We start from the raw sequence: 17,084 nt of genomic DNA on the forward strand, positions 1-17,084 counted from the left end.
GTGGTAAATTGGCTTAATTATGAAAGACACAAAGATTCAAACGGTGGAAGTTCCCGTGAACGAACTCATCACACCAGACTATAACCCTCGCAAGCATGACGACCTTGCTAAAGAACAATTAAAAGAAAGCATCCGTCGATTTGGGATTGTCGACCCGATAGTCGCAAACTCCTCGCTTGCCCGCAAAAACATAGTTATCGGAGGCAACTTTAGGTTGGAGACAATCAAAGAGCTAGGTTACACCACCGTTCCTGTCGTATACGTCGATATACCAGATCTTGATAGGGAAAAAGAACTCAATATTCGCCTCAATAAAAATACTGGCGAGTTTGATTGGAATCTGTTGGCGAAGTTCGATGTCTCGCTACTTACTGATATTGGTTTTACCAGCGGTGAACTCGACACGATCTTTGATATCGAAGACACGCCTGAGGAATTTAATCTTGAAAAAGAGTTAAAGAAGCTAGACATAGAGACTATAAACACTAAAAAAGGTGATGTGTATGAGTTGGACGGAAGTCGGTTAATGTGTGGCGACTCAACAATAGTAGAAGACTTCACCAAGCTTATGAATGGTGAGAAAGCGGATATGTGTTTTACTGATCCGCCTTACATCCTCGATTACCTCAATGGCAAGAAAAAGCATGGCTCGGCAGTTACAGGGTTTGGTGCAAAGCGAGATAGAAGATATTTGGAAACTGATGTGCTTCCACCAGACTTTACTGAGAAATGGATGGGCAATATCGCCAAAGCCCAAAAAGAACATTTCAGTATTATTGTTTACGAGAACTGGAAGAACATTCGTACCATTTGGGGTGAGATGGAGAAATTCTGGAAGGTTAAGAACATGATCGTCTGGCACTTACCCAACAGACATCAAGGATTTTCAGCTAAACACAAGTTTTTCTCTAAACATGACATAGCCATGGTTGGTGCTTCACCAGATGTAGATGTTGAGTTCAACTGGGAAGAAGAAGCAGACGGGTTACAAGAAGAATACGAGACCGCACTATATGCCATAGCAGGCAAACCCCACTGGGAAGGCTACGAGCGAGGCAGGAAGAACCAACCAACTGATTTCATCGAGTACGTAGCCTCAGATGAGAAGCATTCTGGGCAAGGTGTAATTTTTGGTACGAAGCCCACTGAAATCCTCATTCCATATATTAAGATGCTCACTAAGCGTGGCGATCTCATTATTGAGCCATTTGGAGGCAGTGGAAGCACTCTGATGGCCTCAACCAAGATGAAGCGCCGATGCTACATCATGGAAAAATCGCCAGTCTATACCGAGGTCATTATTAAACGCTGGGGAAAGCTGACTGGACTAAAAGCAAAGAAACTATGATCGATGAAACTACTGCCAAACGCCAAGCGAGGAATAAGGAACTACTGTTACTACAGTTCACTAAGATACCAATTGTCCAAATTGCATGTGAGAAGGTTGGGATTAGCCGAGCCAGTTACTATCGCTGGCGACAAGAAGACAAAGATTTTGCTGATAAATCTGATGTGGCCATTGGCGAAGGAACTCTACTCATGAATGACATGGCAGAGTCTCAGCTTCTTTCATTAATAAAGGATAAGCACCCAACAGGAATTATCTTTTGGCTTAAACATCATCATCCCACTTATGCGCCAAAATATGAGATTTCAACGATCAGCAATAAAGATAGCCTGACGGAAGCAAATATAAATGAACTGACACAGCTTCTCTATAACAAAAGCACCTTTAAACAGGGTCAGGAGATGCTGACCTCATATGTTTTTAGAGGTTTTATCAGCGAAAAATTTGCCCAGTTAATACTAAAGATGTTTATCTCCCAACTTCGAGCTGAAGATGTTATGACCAGAAAAGCTGAAGCTGAAATTATGACTGAAGTCCTAAGAAGAAAAGTAGAACGCAAAGAAAAGAAGAAATTCGAAAAAACATGGACTTAAATAAAGCATCTCTCATTCAAAAGATTATTTCAAAAGGTGTGGTTCTGACACCATTTGAAGCGATTCAGTTGCGATATCTCGAACGTAAGGGCATTTTGAACGGCCTCATTAATATTGAGAGAGAAGCCAATCCATACATTGCCGCTGAACGAGCAACGGGGCCAATTTCACCTGTGATGGTCAACTTTATGGTTCAACAAACAAGAGCCGAATCACCTGATGAGTACCAGGAATATAACTTTGCCTATGAATCCATGCTCGATCAAGATAGTAATAGCACCAAGCAGGCATATAAAGGGTTAATGCTGATAACTCAACTCAGGCTAATTAAAGCGGAATTTCAAGCAACACCAATTCATAAGACCAAAGGTTCCTTGTTAGATTTTGGCTCGTATTCTTATTATCACCACAGCACCAAAACTTTCACTCAAACTTTAGAGTCTTTGGGAGACACATTTAAATACTTTATTCAGGACATCGATAACATTCTGACATTGAACTGTTATCTTCATGAGTTAGCGGAACTAAAAGATTTCCAGTGTCTGAGTTTATTAAAGTTGTGGTTAAGTAAGCCAATAAGCAGTCACAATGAGGACTTTGAATATTTAAATGGAGCGTATCTTTGTTGTAGTTCGGAAATGATCAATTTGGTATTAGATAGAAACCATCAAAACTATGTTGATGGTTTAGAACGTCATGTTGGACACATATCTATAGATTTCGCAGAAAATTCGCTTAAGTACGTTAAGAGCGTACTTGGAGATTTAACTAAAGCAGATCTTTAAAGTCCAAGGATCTGTTTTTTCTTCTGGTCAAACTCTTCTTGGGTTAAGATTCCTTTGTCTTTAAGTTGACTAAGCTTCTCGAGTTCATCTGCGTCACTTGCTCCACCTGATTTTTTCTTCATCAGATTAAGGATGAGTTCTTCAGCCTTCTTGGCTTCGGCAACTTTCACAAAAGGAGCTTCGAGCTTTTGATCACCTGTACCAAACACTTTGACGGTAGCTGCTCCTGGAGACATGAATACAGCCGCCATCACTACTTTAATTTCAACTCCTGTGAGTTGTTCTTTCATGATGGTGTTAGCCTTATATGATCCGAGGAATTTAAGCTCTATAGCGACTCTGTCGTCATAGACCATTAAGAATCCTTTGGTGGTTCTGGCTTTAAGTAGTACTTTCATAGTTTTCACCTCCTATCGTAATGATGCAATGCTAACTTACATTTAGCATAAAATCAAGCTCTTTACCAGGCTAAATGCTAACTGTGGTTAAGTGGACTATCCTCTAAGATATTTCGACAATGTATGAATGAGAAAAAATGCAAAGTTACCAAAAGTCCTAGGCAAGAGAGTCCAGAAGCGCAGGAAGGAACTTGGACTCACTCAGGAAGATGTGGGTTATAAAGTCGGCATTAGTCGGGCTTATATGGGTTATATTGAGCAAGGTAGAAATGCACCCTCTCTCGAGATACTTGAGAAAATCGCCAAAGCACTCAAGTCTCCAATTAGTGATTTTTTCTAACCCATCGCCAAGTGATGCAGTAACACCCAGTTGACTTATGTATGTGAATATCATTATATGATATATACATATGTCACAGCTATTTAAATCAATTTACTTTCCAAATTACAGCGATCAAGATTCTAAGTCATTTACTCTAGCTTTTTCAGAGAAGGACTTAGATTTATACGATATTCTAAAAAATATCTCTAGCCTTGAGATTAGAAGTTTGCTATCCGCTCAAACACTCAAAGATCTGACTGACAAAGCAGATCAAGAGCATTTGGCACTAAACACCTACTGTCTTTGGAAACTACGTAAAAACTTTTCGCAAAGCCACACTAATGAGGAAGGGGTTAATGGCCAGTTACCATTATTGAAAATTGACCCCATTCATGTAACCTTCGAAGGTGGCAAGAAGCTTCCATTACAATCTTGGTTTCCCTACCTCGAGGGATATTCTCCAGATTTTGTTACTCACATAATTAACAACTATTTGAATAAAAATACCAGAACAATTTATGATCCGTTTTCTGGGTCAGGAACTACCCCACTAGTAACTTCTACTTTGAAGTACACATCTTATTATTCAGAGGTAAATCCGTTACTGCAATTTTTATCTCAAACAAAGTTTAAGGCTAGAAATATCGTAAATAAAGAGAAGACAATTGAAATACTAAACGAGATAAAATCTAATCTTAAAAAGAATATTATCAAACAAGCCGAAGATGAAGTATTAAGGAAAGCATATCAAGACACTTTTGGAAGCAGTAAATTCTTTAACGATGAAGTATTTTCATACATACTTAAAACAAAGACTTATTTGAATGGTTTATCTAAGTCTGAAAATTTAATATCTGACCTAGTTTGTACTGCCGTATTGGGGAGTTTGATAAAAGTTTCACTATTAAAACGACAAGGTGATCTGAGATTCAAAAATCAAAGTGAGCTCTTAAAGGCTAAAAAATCTGAATATTTTGAGACTCTAGAACAATGTCTTCAAAATATAATCGACGATCTTAAAGTGATAAAAAAAGCCTCCGAACCCATATTTCTAACTGACGACGCTCGAAAGTTAAAGGATTTGGAATCAGTTGGAATCGATGCTGTCATCACAAGCCCACCATATTTAAATGGAACAAACTATTTTAGAAACACAAAAGTTGAGCTTTGGTTTTTGGGAAATTTGAAAACTCCAAAGGATCTAAATGAATTCCGAAGACAGGCGGTGACGGCTGGTATTAACGATGTTTCTTTCAAAGAAGAAAAACTTATCGAGAACAAACAACTTAATGATTTACTAGAAATCATGAGAAAAAATGCTTATGACAAGAGAATTCCGAAGATGGTTCATGATTATTTTGCTGATATGAAGATTATCTTTGAAGGACTACAAAGACACTTAAATGATAATGCAGTGTTGGCAATTGATTTGGGTGACTCGATTTATAGTGATGTTCATGTAAAAACTGATGAAATATTAATTTCCATATTGACTAATATTGGATATAAATTCGAAAAAAATGTTGTTTTGCGCAGAAGAATATCTAAAAGTGGTGCTGAATTACGACAGGTATTGCTAATCTTTAGATACTCGAAACCAAAGAAGGACAGCCTAGTTCCATTGGACCAAGCGTATGCTTGGCAAAATTCATGGAATGATTTTAAGAAAGACCTGCCCCATCAAAAAGTTCCTTTCTCTAAGAGAAATTGGGGTGATCCTATGCACTCACTCTGTTCATATCAAGGAAAGCTAAAGCCATCCATAGCAAATATGTTGGTATCGATATTTGTCCCTCCAAATGGATCGGTATTAGATATTTTTGCAGGAGTTGGCACTATTCCATTAGAAGCTGCGCTACAAGGCAAAAAATCTTTTGGATTCGATATTAGTAACCCAGCAATTGCAATTTCTCGAGCAAAGTTGACATTGCCATCAAAAGAAAGAACTTATGAAATAATCTCAGATCTAGAAAGCCACATCCGAAATGAAAGTGTTGATGAAATGATCCATGAAAAAGCGGAAAGGTTTGGATTTAATAAAAAATTAGTAGATTATTTTCATAAAGATACTCTAAATGAGATTTTAGTATCGAGAGAGTATTTTAGAAAAAACGGGTTCGATACTCCAGAGAAATCTATTGTTCTTGCATCCATTCTTCACATATTACATGGCAACAGACCATATGCCCTCAGTAGAAGGTCTCATGGGATTACTCCATTTGCACCAACTGGAGAATTTGAGTACAAAAATTTAATTACAAAACTAAAAGAAAAAATTGATCGTTCATTTAAACACTTTGATAGGACCAATTTTGCAAAAGGTAAAATGTACTTTCAAAACTCTTTGAAGCCTTGGCCAGAAGAAGTTAAAAACTTAGATTCGATAATAACAAGCCCTCCTTTTTTTGATAGCACAAGATTTTATGTATCAAACTGGATGAGACTTTGGTTCGCAGGATGGGATGAGGAAAACTTTAAAACAGATTCTGTTGACTTTATAGAGGAATTACAGAAAAAGGATTTCTCTGTATATAACTCAATATTTAGTCAAGCAAAGGAGAGACTCAAAAAAAATGGAACGCTTGTGATGCATCTCGGAAAAAGCAAGAAGTGTGACATGGCAACCGTTTTATCTGAAAAAGCTAAACCATGGTTTGATACTGCAGATATCTTTGAGGAGAGTGTTAGAAAAGGTGAGTCACATGGTGTTACTGACAAAGGAACGGTTGTTGATCACCAATATCTTGTTCTTATTCCAAACTAATTGAACTAGGAAACTTACCAGTTTTTTTTCTATAAATGGAGATCAAGTCGATATTTGTTGTAGTAAGAACTTTATTCAGAGCTTTAAAAATGAGATCTGCAACTTTTTTGCCTTTCTTAATCTTTTGGTAGTCATTTCTTGATAAAAAGTCTTCGAAAACCCACTCAACGTTTTCTTTAAGGAGACCAGAAACTGACTCATTCACTGTTCTTTCTTTGCTCGAAATAACTTCATAGGGAATCCCAGTTAATTTTGAAAGAATCATTAACTTGTTTTTGTCGTAAAGTTTAAATTCACTGGGAAAAAGATCGTGTTTCAAAGAGTTACAACTCTTACATAAAGCTGTAGCCGTGGCATCCAAGGGCCAAAGATAGACAAGTGGAAGTGTGTGATCGATATCCATATCGGTAATTTTTTCTAGCTTCTTGCCACAACCAAAACAAGATTTCGAAAAGTTATTCCAAATATAGTCCTGAAATTCTATCCCATTCGCACTACGAAACGTCTTTACGACATCTTGTTTGGTAAGCTCGATAATAAGACGTTCGAAAGCCCGCCTTCGCGCACTGTCTTCGTGGTGTTGAGCTTTATTTCGCAAAGGATTTAGCGGTGAATTAACTTCAAACTTCTTACAGGTTCGACATTCTAATTGAAACCCGAAGTTTGTCTTTAAATATTTCTTTTCACCAGCTTCAATGACGGCCTGTCTTAATTTTTTTGGACAGTTCCGGATACTTTCGGGATTTTCAATAAATATATCTACTGAAAGCGTTATGAACGCAGGGTGCCTTTTTCTTACAATGATTGCTAAATCCTAAAGAATTTGACTCATTTTCAACATCAATTGGAAGGAACCTGGCACATCTGTTGCACGATTTACTCACAATATATCCAGGCTCAATTTGCTCAGGATCTTTAACATCAAAGTCAAATTCACAAGAATCGAGATAGTAAATATCCGGTTTATATAAATCTGTCTTTTCATAGAAAGCATTAAAGTAATTCGATTTTTCAGCATAGAATTTGACTACATCTGCATACAGCTCATATATTTCCAATTGGAAGTTGGGTGTGGCTGACACGATTTTCAGAGAAACTGAGACACTGTAAGTTTTGGCACCATCTTCTACTTCTATTTGTAGGTCGTTTCCCACTCTAACCCAATGACTATTAGAGACCTTATAGGTTTTCTTGGACTCAGCAATTAAACCGCTCTCATCAGTCAACTCGATCTTTATAGTTAACTCTGAATTTGTACTAATTTTTATGTAACCACCAGCACCATAAATTCCTAGGTTCTTATCAAACAATTTAGTGAAGACGACACTAGGATCTTTTTTAGAAAGAGTTATCTGAGAACCATTAATTCTGAAAACTTTAGTTTGTGATAATAAACATTCACTACCTGTTTTAATACCACCAACATTAAATCCGCTTCTTTGTCTAGTTAGCCTTCTTTTTGGCTGCAAAAATTTAGATAATTTTATTTCCATGATGGAATTATATCGGGTATAAGACTATTATGCTATTTTGAACCTAGACTTCCTCAAGAGACAGCGGTACATTGACTACTGAAATGAGTGCCAAATACAACCAAAATACGACGATAGAACCGCCCAAGATAGAATATTGTCTCTATGCTCGTAAGTCTTCGGAATCCGATGAAAGGCAAGCAATGTCGATTGATTCTCAGATTGATGAGATGCTGACTTTAGCTAAACGAGATAATTTAAAAATTAAAGCGATTAAAAAAGAAAGTCATTCTGCAAAAATGTCTGGATCAAGACCTGTATTTACTGAATTACTTCAAGATTTAAGACAAAAGAAATTTAACGGAATTTTAACTTGGGCTCCTGATAGGCTTTCGAGAAACGCAGGAGACTTAGGATCTGTAGTTGATTTAATGGATCAAGGAAAATTAGTAAAAATCCAGACATATTCACAAAGTTTTTCAAACAGTCCAAATGAAAAGTTTTTATTAATGATTCTCTGCTCTCAAGCAAAGCTTGAAAATGATAACAAAGGATTAAACGTTCAAAGAGGGTTGAGAACTAAGTGTAGTATGGGGTGGAGACCATCAGTTGCTCCTCTGGGTTATCTAAATCAAGCAGGAGATGGACATAAAGACGAACTCATCATTATTGACCAAGAACGATCCTCCTTTGTCAAACAGATGTTTGATCGGATGGCGAACCAAGGTCACAGTGGAAGGGCTATAAAGAACTGGTTAGATAGAATTGGGTTTAAAACTAAAAATGATAAACCACTAGCATTAAGTAGGTTATATACAACTCTTAGTAACCCTTTTTATTATGGAGAATTTGAATTTCCAGTTGGAAGTGGAACTTGGTATCAAGGAAAGCATAAACCATTAATCTCAAAGGAATTGTTTGACAAAGTTCAAATAATGCTTGAAACACCTCCAAAAAGCTATCACAATAAGATCTTTCCGTTTAAAAAGATATTTAGATGTGGTGGTTGTAACGGTGGAATAACTGCTGATGACAAACTTAGAAAATTAAAAGGTGGTGGGTATACTAAACATATTTACTATCACTGTGCTAGATCTGTAAATTACGAGTGTGACGAGCCGTATATTACCGAAAACGATTTAGTAAAACAATTAATTGCAAACATAGATAAAATTAAATTCAACAACTCTGGTATAAATAGAAAAATTCAAGAAGATATTGAAAGATATCATAGACTAAAAACACAAGTGCTACACCAAGAATTTATAGACGGGTATCTACCAGAATTTAATAGAGTTCCACAAACCACAATTGATAAAAACGAAATGACTAAAAACTATCTTTTGCACATATTACAAGTTGGAACTGCTGAAGAAAGACAAGAAGCATTGAGTTTTATCAAAACTAAATTTATTCTATCTAAAAGAACTATAACAATAGAAAAATAACTCCAGATTAATATCTGGTGTACTTTTCGTTGTCTAAACTTGGTCTAAAACAAGGCCATTTCTTCACTATTACAGGATATAAAAGTGTTTTCTGGGCAAGATGATAGAAGATTAGCAAGTGTTGTTGAGCTTTTCTGGCCATGCGAGCAGGTCTGGCTGAACCTTGCGATATATGTGACCCCAGTGAGATTCGAACTCACGATCTCTTGGATGAGAACCAAGTGTCCTAGGCCACTAGACGATGGGGCCTCCTAGAATAGGGTTATTTTACCACAATTGGCCACTTTGTGAGGGAAACTTTTAAAACATCTTCTAATTTTTCTGCAAAGACAAAATTAATATCTTTCTTTACTTTTTCTGGTACATCTTCCATATCTTTTTTATTTTCTTTAGGTAAAATTATTGTTTTAAGTCCTGCCCTATGACCTGCAATTGTTTTTTCTTTTACTCCCCCTATTTCCATTACATGACCTCTTAGAGATATTTCACCTGTCATACCCGTATCTCTTCTTGTTGGAATCTTAGTTAGAGCTGAAACTAAAGCAGTTGTAATTGATGTTCCTGCAGATGGTCCATCTTTTGGTACTGCACCTTCTGGAACGTGGATATGAATATCAAGTTTTGAAGAAAAATCTGGCTTTAATCCTAACAACTTATAATTAGATCTTGCCCAGGTAAATGCAGCTTGGGCTGATTCTTTCATAACATCTCCCAACTGACCTGTTAAAGTAAGTCTCCCACGTCCAGGCATTAAAGAAACTTCAATGAAGAGTATTTCTCCACCTACTGAAGTTACTGCAAGACCTGTTGACATCCCCACTTCATTTTTCTTTTCTGCAATTAAAGATGAATATTTGTGAGGACCTAAAAACTTTAGTAAATGACTTGAATTAATAGATCTAGGGAATTTTTTCTTTTCTGCTTTTAACCTTGCTAATTTTCTCATAACAGTTGCTATGTTTCTTTCCAAGTTTCTAACACCCGACTCTCTTGTATACTTTGATACCATTTCTTTTAATGCCTTATCTGTAATTTTTATACTTATATCTTCTAGTCCATGATTTTTGAGTTGTTTTGGTAATATAAATCTGTTTGCAATCTCAAACTTTTCTTCTTCTGTATAACCTGCAAACTGAATTATTTCCATTCTGTCTTTTAGAGCTGATGGAATAGTATCTAATATATTTCCTGTGGCTATGAAAAAAACACCTGATAAGTCAAATGGAACTTCCAAATAGTGATCTGAGAATTCCCTGTTTTGTTCAGGGTCTAAAGCTTCCAATAATGCAGAACTTGGGTCACCCCTAAAGTCTGAGCCAACCTTATCTATTTCATCAAGCATAAAAACAGGGTTTTTAGTCCCCGCTTGTTTTATACCTTGAATAATTCTTCCTGGAAGTGCACCAACATATGTTCTCCTATGACCCCTGATTTCTGCCTCATCTCTAATTCCTCCGAGTGAAATTCTTGCAAATTTTCTACCCATTGCTTCTGCAATTGCACGACCAATTGATGTTTTACCAACTCCTGGGGGACCAATAAAACAAAGAATTGTGGGTTGATAGTTTCCTTCTTTACCCTTTTTCTTTTTTTCCTCCAAAAGCTTCATAACTGATAAATATTCCAAAATTCTTTCCTTTGTCTTTTTTAAACCATAGTGCCTTTTTTCCATTGTTTTACCAGCTTTGGTAATTGATACATTGTTTGGGGATACCACACTCCAAGGTACCTCACACAACCAATCTAGATAATTTCTTAAAAATCCAGACTCAGGATTAAAAGAACTCATTTTTGAAAGCTTGGTTAACTCCTTTAAGGCCTTAGTCTCAACATCTTTGGGCATTTTGGCATCAGCAATTTTTTTCTTGTATTCCTTAATTTCTTCAGAGTCTATTTCTCCCTCTTCTCCACCTTTACCCCCAATTACTCCAAGTTCTTTGTCAATTGCCCTCTTCTTTTCTCTTAAAATGTTTTTCTTCATTATTTCGTCAAACTGAGCTTGCGTGTTAGTTGAAATAGTCTTTTCAATTTCCAAAACACTAATTTCTCTATTTAAAAGTTCTTGAACTTTTCTCATTCTTTCAATTAATGGGAATGTAGCTAGGAGTAGTTGTTTTTCAGTGAATTTAATGTCTAATACTGATGCAATTTGGTCAACCATCTCACTTGGACTTGATGAGTTGGAAATTAATTTTACAACAGACATAACCTCAACTGTTTTACCAAGTGAAAGTGCTTTTTTAAACAAATCAGAAAGTGAATTTGATAGGGCAACAAATTCTGGAGAGTTATCAAAAATATCAGGTAATTCTTCCACATTTCCTATAACAAATGGGTCTTTTGCAACTATTTCTGATAGTTTTACTCTTGCCTGCCCCTTAACTAATGCGTGGGTTCCATCTTCAACAGTCATCAGTTGAGTAATAGTTGCCAAAGTTCCAACTTCATATAAATCTTCTTTTTCAGGGTTATTTATTCTTGAATCTTTTTGAGTGAAAATAGCAATAAGTCTGTCTTTTTGGAATGCTTCATCAGCTGCCAAAACAGATCCAGACCTTACAAATGATAACAAAGTATCAGTATGGGGAAAAACAACAGAGCCTCGTATTGGTACAATTGGTACACTTCTCATTGATTTAGCAGTCTAACAAAGTGTTTGCTAGATGTCAATCAGTATTTTCACTTTTTTAGTATATAAATCAAACCTGTTTTATCGTCTCCTATATATAGGTTGCCATTTCTATCATATGCCAATCCAGCAGGGCGTCCCAAGATTTGACCATTGTCTTGTATGAAGCCTGTTACAAAATCTTCCATTCCAGTAATACTATTTGCAAAAGTAGTTAGTTTTACAACTTTATAGCCAACTGGCTGAGTTGAGTTCCATGAACCATGCAATGCAACTAAAATATTGCCACTACTATCAAAAATAAACCCTAAAGGTGCAGTATGGGCAGGCATTTCAAAAACAGGAGGTTCTGTCTGTTCACAAGTTATGGTTTTATCTGAATTAAACTTAGTATCCTTAACCCTGTTGCCATAGCAATATGGCCAACCATAGTCTAATCCTTCTTTTATCAAGTTTACTTCTTCAGGTGGGAGGTTATCTCCTAGATTGTCCCTACCCATATCTGCCCCCCACATATTTCCTTGACTATCAAAATCAAAAAAAACAGTATTCCTAAGTCCTCTTGCAAAAACTTTTAAATCAGAACCATCAAGGCTAGAGACTAAAATAGTTGCACTATGTGGGTTTGTTTCAAGACAGGTATCACAAGAGGAACCAACTGATGTATAGAGCTTGCCGTTATTTATCTTTATAGTCCTAGTAAAATGTCTTCCACCACTAGGGAGTGAAAATAAAAATTCTTTTTTACCAATTTCTAAATTTTGGGAGTTATATAAATATCTACTTACTCCATCAGTCTCTGCAATGTAGATATAATTTTCATTGAAAGCTATGCCATGTGGTTTATTTAAACCTGTTAATAATTCTGTAACAGAGTCGTCAGTTAAAGCAAGTATCTTACCTTTTGAAGTAATACTAACAATCAAGTTTCCATTTGAATCAAATTCCAAAACTCTTGGCAAATCATTTTTTAAATCTGCAAAAATATCCATACTATAACCACTTGGAATTTTAAATGGAGAAAATGTTTCATTACTTAAAGGAAAATGTTGTTTTACTTCTTTTGAAACAGGTATAAATTGAGGTAAAACCTGTGGAAAATACTTACTCACTACAAAATAAGAACCACCAATAACACCTAAGATTAAAATCGTCCAAACTAAAAAACTTTTCATCTACTTTCAAAAATTTTTAAAAATGAATCAATATATTCTGCTCGTCTATTTTGGTATTTTAGGTAGTAAGCATGTTCCCATAAGTCTAAGCCCAAAACAGGTTTTTTGTTTTGCAATAAGGGTGAGTCTTGATTAGCTGTTGTCATAACTTCAAACGAATCTCCATTTTCAACTAGCCAAACCCAACCACTACCAAATAGACTTACTCCCTTTTGTTTGAATTCTTCTTCAAAGGAAGAAAAATTTGAGGGTAATTTTTTAGTTAAAATCTGCCAAAAAAATGTGTGGTTATAGTGACCTCCTCCAAAATTAGTTACTTTTTGTTTTATTTCACTAGGTAATTCACCAACTTTTGATAATAAGTCTTCTATTGTAAGACTTGAGAATTGAGGGTAATCTTTTAATGTTTCATTTAACTTATCAACATAGCCCTGATGATGTTTAGTGTAGTGAATTTCCATTGTTTTAGTATCAATAAAAGGTTCAAACTGATCAAATGAAAAATTAAGTTCAGGGAGTTTGTACATAATTAATTGTAACATATCAAAAAAAGGCATCGTTTGGTATAATTACGCTTGATATATTATCTCGTCGGATAACGGTAAACAAGTTTTGGCCGTTATCCGATTTAGGTAGTTGTTGTTTATTATGCCTCGTCGGCTAACGGTAGGCCAAATGATTCTGGATCATTTTATCTTCGTTCGAATCGAAGCGAGGCAGCCAGGTTACGTACTATCATGAAAAAAGTTGTAAAAACACACTTATTCCGATTCTATTCTGATGTAATTCCTTGTAAGCAGGCCTCTTAAGCAACACGCACAAAAGCTGTCTTGTAAATAAATATTAGTTTCCTTATCTATTTTTATAAAGATCTAAATCCTTATCAAGATAGGTCTCTCGTTCTCATCTTAAAACAACTGACTCCGGTCAACAACAAAAAATTATAATTGACAAGTATTCAGGCTCAATTTTGAGATAATACACACCAACCTTTTTGTCCTTTGTCAAGAGTTGGTATTTTATGAAGATTAATTTTACAAATACAATGAAGACTATTATGGCTATTTCTTGTAAAAGCACTTATTCTCATCTTAAAACAACTGACTCCGGTCAACAACAAAAAATTATAATTGACAAGTATTCAGGCTCAATTTTGAGATAATACACACCAACCTTTTTGTCCTTTGTCAAGAGTTGGTATTTTATGAAGATTAATAATACGAAGAAAGATGGAGAATAAGTTTTTGCTTATTGACTTTAAAAATTCTGTCCTTATAATAATTCTTATTATGGCTGATCCATTAGATAAAATCTTTACACCCGATCGAGAGGTCGATTCGCAGTTGCTTTCAGACATATTGTTTCCATTTGTTAAGATCAATTCCGAAGACTTATCAATATTTTTTACCAACTTAGGAAATAAATTGCCCATAAATAAAAAGCTCATCATTTTTTTGCTGGCCAAAAAGGCTTTGTATATAAAGGGTAAGGTAGAGCTCGAGAGCGTGACTCCAAATGACATTATCGATCAGACAGATTTAAAATCAGGAAGCGTACACCCCGGTTTGAAGCAATTAAGGGATAAAAATTTGGTAATTGTTAAAGACGGTAGGTATTTTATTCCTAATTATCAAATCAATGAAATGAAGAATCTCTTCTTAGAAGGCAAGTAATATGGCATTAAAAGATTTAACAATAGATCAAGGTCAGATGTTAGAAGAACTTATAGAAAGTTCTGTAAGTTCATATATTAGGTACGATATTAATCAAAAGGCTGTAATCTTCCTCCCGGAAGCATTGAGAAATTTATCGGTCCAAAAAAAGATTTTGATATACTTGCTTGCTTTAAGGGGTTGGCCATATGTTATAGAGTCAACAGACATTTCTCAGGAAGCTCAACCCAAGGATATCGCCAAGGCTATAACGGAAAACGGAAGTACGGTTAGGAACAACCTTCAGTCTTTGTTAAAAGATGGCCTTATTTTGAAAAGTGCTACCAAATATTCAATTTCGCAAATTGCAATAACGAGAATCGAAGATTTTATGAGAGAAGAAAGATAGAAATATGGAAAAGAAGATACAAGAAGCATTAAAAAAAGCAAAAGACATCATCAACAACTCTGAAATAGGAGATGATTTACGAAGTGCCGGTTTTAGAGAAGTCTTCCGTCTTTTAATTTCTTCTGATGTAGACTCTGGAAAAACTCAATTAAAGACTGAATCTGATTCTGGTTTAGCAGCTCCAAGGACAAAAAGTAAGGCTAGGGGCAAGGTTGCTGGAATAGTAGATGAACTAATAAGTAACGGTTATTTTGCAGAAAAGAGAAGAGATATTGACTGCATTGAACAAATAAATCTTGTAAAAGGAATAAAAATTCCGCGAAACCAGATGGCCACTATTCTCGTACGAAAACTAAGAAGCGGAGTTTTAAAGAGAGAGAAAATCACAACAGGTTATGTATATTTTAAATAAATTATGAAAACAGATATTTCTACTATTTTAAAGCAGATTACAGATCTTAAGAGAAGGGTCTCCGTTCTTGAAAGACAGATAGTAAACCAGCCCGAACAAATAATTAATAGTGTCAAGGAATTATCATTGAAAGAATTCTTGCTTGAAAAAAGGCCGAAAAACGATGTACAAAAAACTTTTTATATAGGAGTGTATTTGGAAAAATATAAAGGAATAGGTTCGTTTACAATGGATGATATCAAAAAAGCATTCAAAGTTGCCAAAGAACCCTCTCCCTTAAATATAAACGACAAAATTAATAAAAATATCTCTAAAGGTCGTTTTATGGAATCGGATACTAGAGATGGAAAAAAGACTTGGATGTTGACTTCGACAGGTGAACAGGCGGCAAATAGTGATACGGAAATTAAATGAAATAACTATGGACGATTTGACAAGCATAATAGATCAACTGAAAGATCACGAGAAACGTATTTCTGCTTTGGAAGGAAACCTTACAAGTAATAATTTAAAAACAACTTCAAAGGTAAAAGAATTGACAATAACAGAATTGGTAAAAGGGGAAAAATTTCATTCTGGACAGAAAAAAATTGCCACGATTGTTGGATATTGCGAGAAGATACTTAAATTAGAAAAAATTGATGAAGGTAAGATTAAAAATAATTGGGTAAATGGTAAATTTGACGGAAAATATAGAAGCAACTTTATTGAACGCGCCGTTGGTGACGGATTGATAAGAGATTTGGAAGACGGAACATACGACCTTAGCCAAACCGGGGAAAGTTTCTTTGAAGAATTACTTCATAAAAACAATGGAAAAACTCAAAGCTGATCTTGCCATAAAGGTTGATGACGAAAAGTTAATCGAAAACTTATTTTCTAGCTTTCAAAAGATATCTGAAGAATATATAGCGCAGAAACCCGTTGACTTACTTCAAAATACTGGTCTTTTTCTGGAATCTGTTATGAGAGTTACCCAACATTTAATAGAGGGCAAGCACACCCCTCTTGGGGGAAAATTTGGTTTAGACGATTGTGTAAAAAATCTCGAATCAGTCGCTGGAAACGACGGGCTAAGAATACATGTTTCAAGATTAAGCCGTGCAATCTATGATTTCAGAAGCAGAAAGAAATCTGTACATCTTAAGGCCACGGATCCCCAAGCAATAGATGCAGACTTAGTTTTTAACGTATGTAACTGGATTTTGATAGAGGTATTAAAAGAAAGCGGTGTTGCTGGAGCAGAACAAGAAATAAAGATCCTTCACACCAGAAAAGTTCCGTTAGTCCAAAGTGTGGGTGGTATATTAAGAACTACAAACCCAAAACTATCTGGAACCCAAAGGATTTTATTACTACTCTATTCCAACCCGGATGGAATATCGGTTGATGAATTACTAGAAAGTACAAAAATTAAGATTAAAAACAAAAATCACATGAACAAGGATTTAAAAAACCTAGAAACTAGGGATATGGTTCACTTACTTCCAAACGGAAATTGGACATTGTTTGGGCGTGGTTTTAATGAGGCAGAGGTTATAATAAGTAAATTTTCTTCCTTAAACTAATACCCTAAAATATAATTAGTTATGAATAATTTAGGGGATGAACAGCATTACAACAATTTATATGATCTCCATACGATAGAAGAATGTTTACAAAGTCACAAATTTGCCA

At 35.4% G+C, this 17,084-nt stretch carries 18 protein-coding genes and 1 tRNA gene; 12 read left to right on the forward strand and 7 right to left on the reverse strand.

Annotation, left to right across the window (positions count from 1 at the left end; all coding sequences use genetic code 11):
- Positions 1-19: 19 nt before the first annotated feature.
- The 3 genes from QY322_02100 to QY322_02110 are packed head-to-tail and all read left to right on the forward strand — an operon-like array spanning position 20 to position 2,726.
- Positions 20-1,348, forward strand: a complete 1,329-nt coding sequence (locus QY322_02100) for a DNA methyltransferase (protein ID WKZ26082.1) — start codon at positions 20-22, stop codon at positions 1,346-1,348.
- A complete protein-coding gene (locus QY322_02105; GenBank protein WKZ26083.1) occupies positions 1,345-1,941 on the forward strand; it encodes a hypothetical protein in 597 nt (198 codons plus the stop codon). The genes QY322_02100 and QY322_02105 overlap by 4 nt, the downstream gene beginning before the upstream one ends.
- Positions 1,932-2,726 (forward strand): hypothetical protein, encoded by a 795-nt coding sequence (locus tag QY322_02110; GenBank protein WKZ26084.1) that lies wholly within the window; start codon positions 1,932-1,934, stop codon positions 2,724-2,726. The genes QY322_02105 and QY322_02110 overlap by 10 nt, the downstream gene beginning before the upstream one ends.
- Here QY322_02110 and QY322_02115 read toward each other — a convergent pair.
- On the reverse strand, positions 2,723-3,124 hold the full coding sequence (locus QY322_02115; protein ID WKZ26085.1) for an SHOCT domain-containing protein: 402 nt from the start codon (positions 3,122-3,124) through the stop codon (positions 2,723-2,725). The genes QY322_02110 and QY322_02115 overlap by 4 nt on opposite strands.
- A gap of 127 nt (positions 3,125-3,251) precedes the next feature.
- On the opposite strand from QY322_02115, the gene QY322_02120 reads away from it, so the two are divergent.
- Both QY322_02120 and QY322_02125 read left to right on the forward strand, forming a co-directional pair.
- The gene (locus QY322_02120) at positions 3,252-3,464 is read left to right on the forward strand and encodes a helix-turn-helix transcriptional regulator (protein WKZ26086.1); all 213 of its coding nucleotides are present in this window, start codon (positions 3,252-3,254) and stop codon (positions 3,462-3,464) included.
- Between the two features lie 70 nt (positions 3,465-3,534).
- Positions 3,535-6,210: a DNA methyltransferase gene (locus QY322_02125; protein WKZ26087.1), complete on the forward strand. Its 2,676-nt coding sequence runs from the start codon at positions 3,535-3,537 to the stop codon at positions 6,208-6,210.
- Here QY322_02125 and QY322_02130 read toward each other — a convergent pair.
- Complete coding sequence (locus tag QY322_02130; GenBank protein WKZ26088.1) at positions 6,197-6,613, reverse strand: hypothetical protein; 417 nt, start codon at positions 6,611-6,613, stop codon at positions 6,197-6,199. The two genes, QY322_02125 and QY322_02130, sit on opposite strands and share 14 nt — an antisense overlap.
- Positions 6,614-6,956: 343 nt before the next feature.
- A complete protein-coding gene (locus QY322_02135; protein ID WKZ26089.1) occupies positions 6,957-7,703 on the reverse strand; it encodes a hypothetical protein in 747 nt (248 codons plus the stop codon).
- Between the two features lie 83 nt (positions 7,704-7,786).
- Here QY322_02135 and QY322_02140 point away from each other — a divergent pair, with 83 nt between their 5' ends.
- Positions 7,787-9,130 carry a recombinase family protein gene (locus QY322_02140; protein WKZ26090.1) on the forward strand — a complete coding sequence of 448 codons (1,344 nt, stop codon included), beginning with the start codon at positions 7,787-7,789 and terminating at the stop codon, positions 9,128-9,130.
- A gap of 175 nt (positions 9,131-9,305) precedes the next feature.
- On the opposite strand, the gene QY322_02145 is transcribed toward QY322_02140, so the two are convergent.
- The 4 genes from QY322_02145 to QY322_02160 form a co-directional block, all read right to left on the reverse strand.
- Positions 9,306-9,379: transfer RNA gene (locus QY322_02145), tRNA-Glu, on the reverse strand.
- Between the two features lie 13 nt (positions 9,380-9,392).
- Entirely contained in the window at positions 9,393-11,762 is a 2,370-nt protein-coding gene (gene lon, locus QY322_02150; protein WKZ26091.1) for an endopeptidase La, read from the reverse strand.
- 47 nt (positions 11,763-11,809) lie between these two features.
- Entirely contained in the window at positions 11,810-12,934 is a 1,125-nt protein-coding gene (locus tag QY322_02155) for a PQQ-dependent sugar dehydrogenase (protein ID WKZ26092.1), read from the reverse strand.
- A complete protein-coding gene (locus tag QY322_02160) occupies positions 12,931-13,476 on the reverse strand; it encodes a superoxide dismutase (protein ID WKZ26093.1) in 546 nt (181 codons plus the stop codon). The genes QY322_02155 and QY322_02160 overlap by 4 nt, the downstream gene beginning before the upstream one ends.
- Positions 13,477-14,223: 747 nt before the next feature.
- Here QY322_02160 and QY322_02165 point away from each other — a divergent pair.
- The 6 genes from QY322_02165 to QY322_02190 are packed head-to-tail and all read left to right on the forward strand — an operon-like array spanning position 14,224 to position 16,975.
- Positions 14,224-14,607, forward strand: coding sequence for a hypothetical protein (locus QY322_02165; protein WKZ26094.1), 384 nt, complete (start codon positions 14,224-14,226; stop codon positions 14,605-14,607).
- Between the two features lies 1 nt (position 14,608).
- Positions 14,609-14,995 (forward strand): hypothetical protein, encoded by a 387-nt coding sequence (locus QY322_02170; GenBank protein ID WKZ26095.1) that lies wholly within the window; start codon positions 14,609-14,611, stop codon positions 14,993-14,995.
- 4 nt (positions 14,996-14,999) lie between these two features.
- Positions 15,000-15,407 carry a hypothetical protein gene (locus tag QY322_02175; GenBank protein ID WKZ26096.1) on the forward strand — a complete coding sequence of 136 codons (408 nt, stop codon included), beginning with the start codon at positions 15,000-15,002 and terminating at the stop codon, positions 15,405-15,407.
- Between the two features lie 3 nt (positions 15,408-15,410).
- Positions 15,411-15,821 carry a hypothetical protein gene (locus QY322_02180; protein WKZ26097.1) on the forward strand — a complete coding sequence of 137 codons (411 nt, stop codon included), beginning with the start codon at positions 15,411-15,413 and terminating at the stop codon, positions 15,819-15,821.
- 7 nt (positions 15,822-15,828) lie between these two features.
- On the forward strand, positions 15,829-16,239 hold the full coding sequence (locus tag QY322_02185; GenBank protein ID WKZ26098.1) for a hypothetical protein: 411 nt from the start codon (positions 15,829-15,831) through the stop codon (positions 16,237-16,239).
- Positions 16,220-16,975, forward strand: a complete 756-nt coding sequence (locus QY322_02190; GenBank protein ID WKZ26099.1) for a hypothetical protein — start codon at positions 16,220-16,222, stop codon at positions 16,973-16,975. Before QY322_02185 ends, QY322_02190 begins: the two co-directional genes overlap by 20 nt.
- Positions 16,976-17,084: the final 109 nt, after the last annotated feature.

Source organism: bacterium (assembly GCA_030583725.1).
Classification (GTDB): Bacteria; Patescibacteriota; Microgenomatia; order UBA8517; family UBA8517; genus JAUYMM01.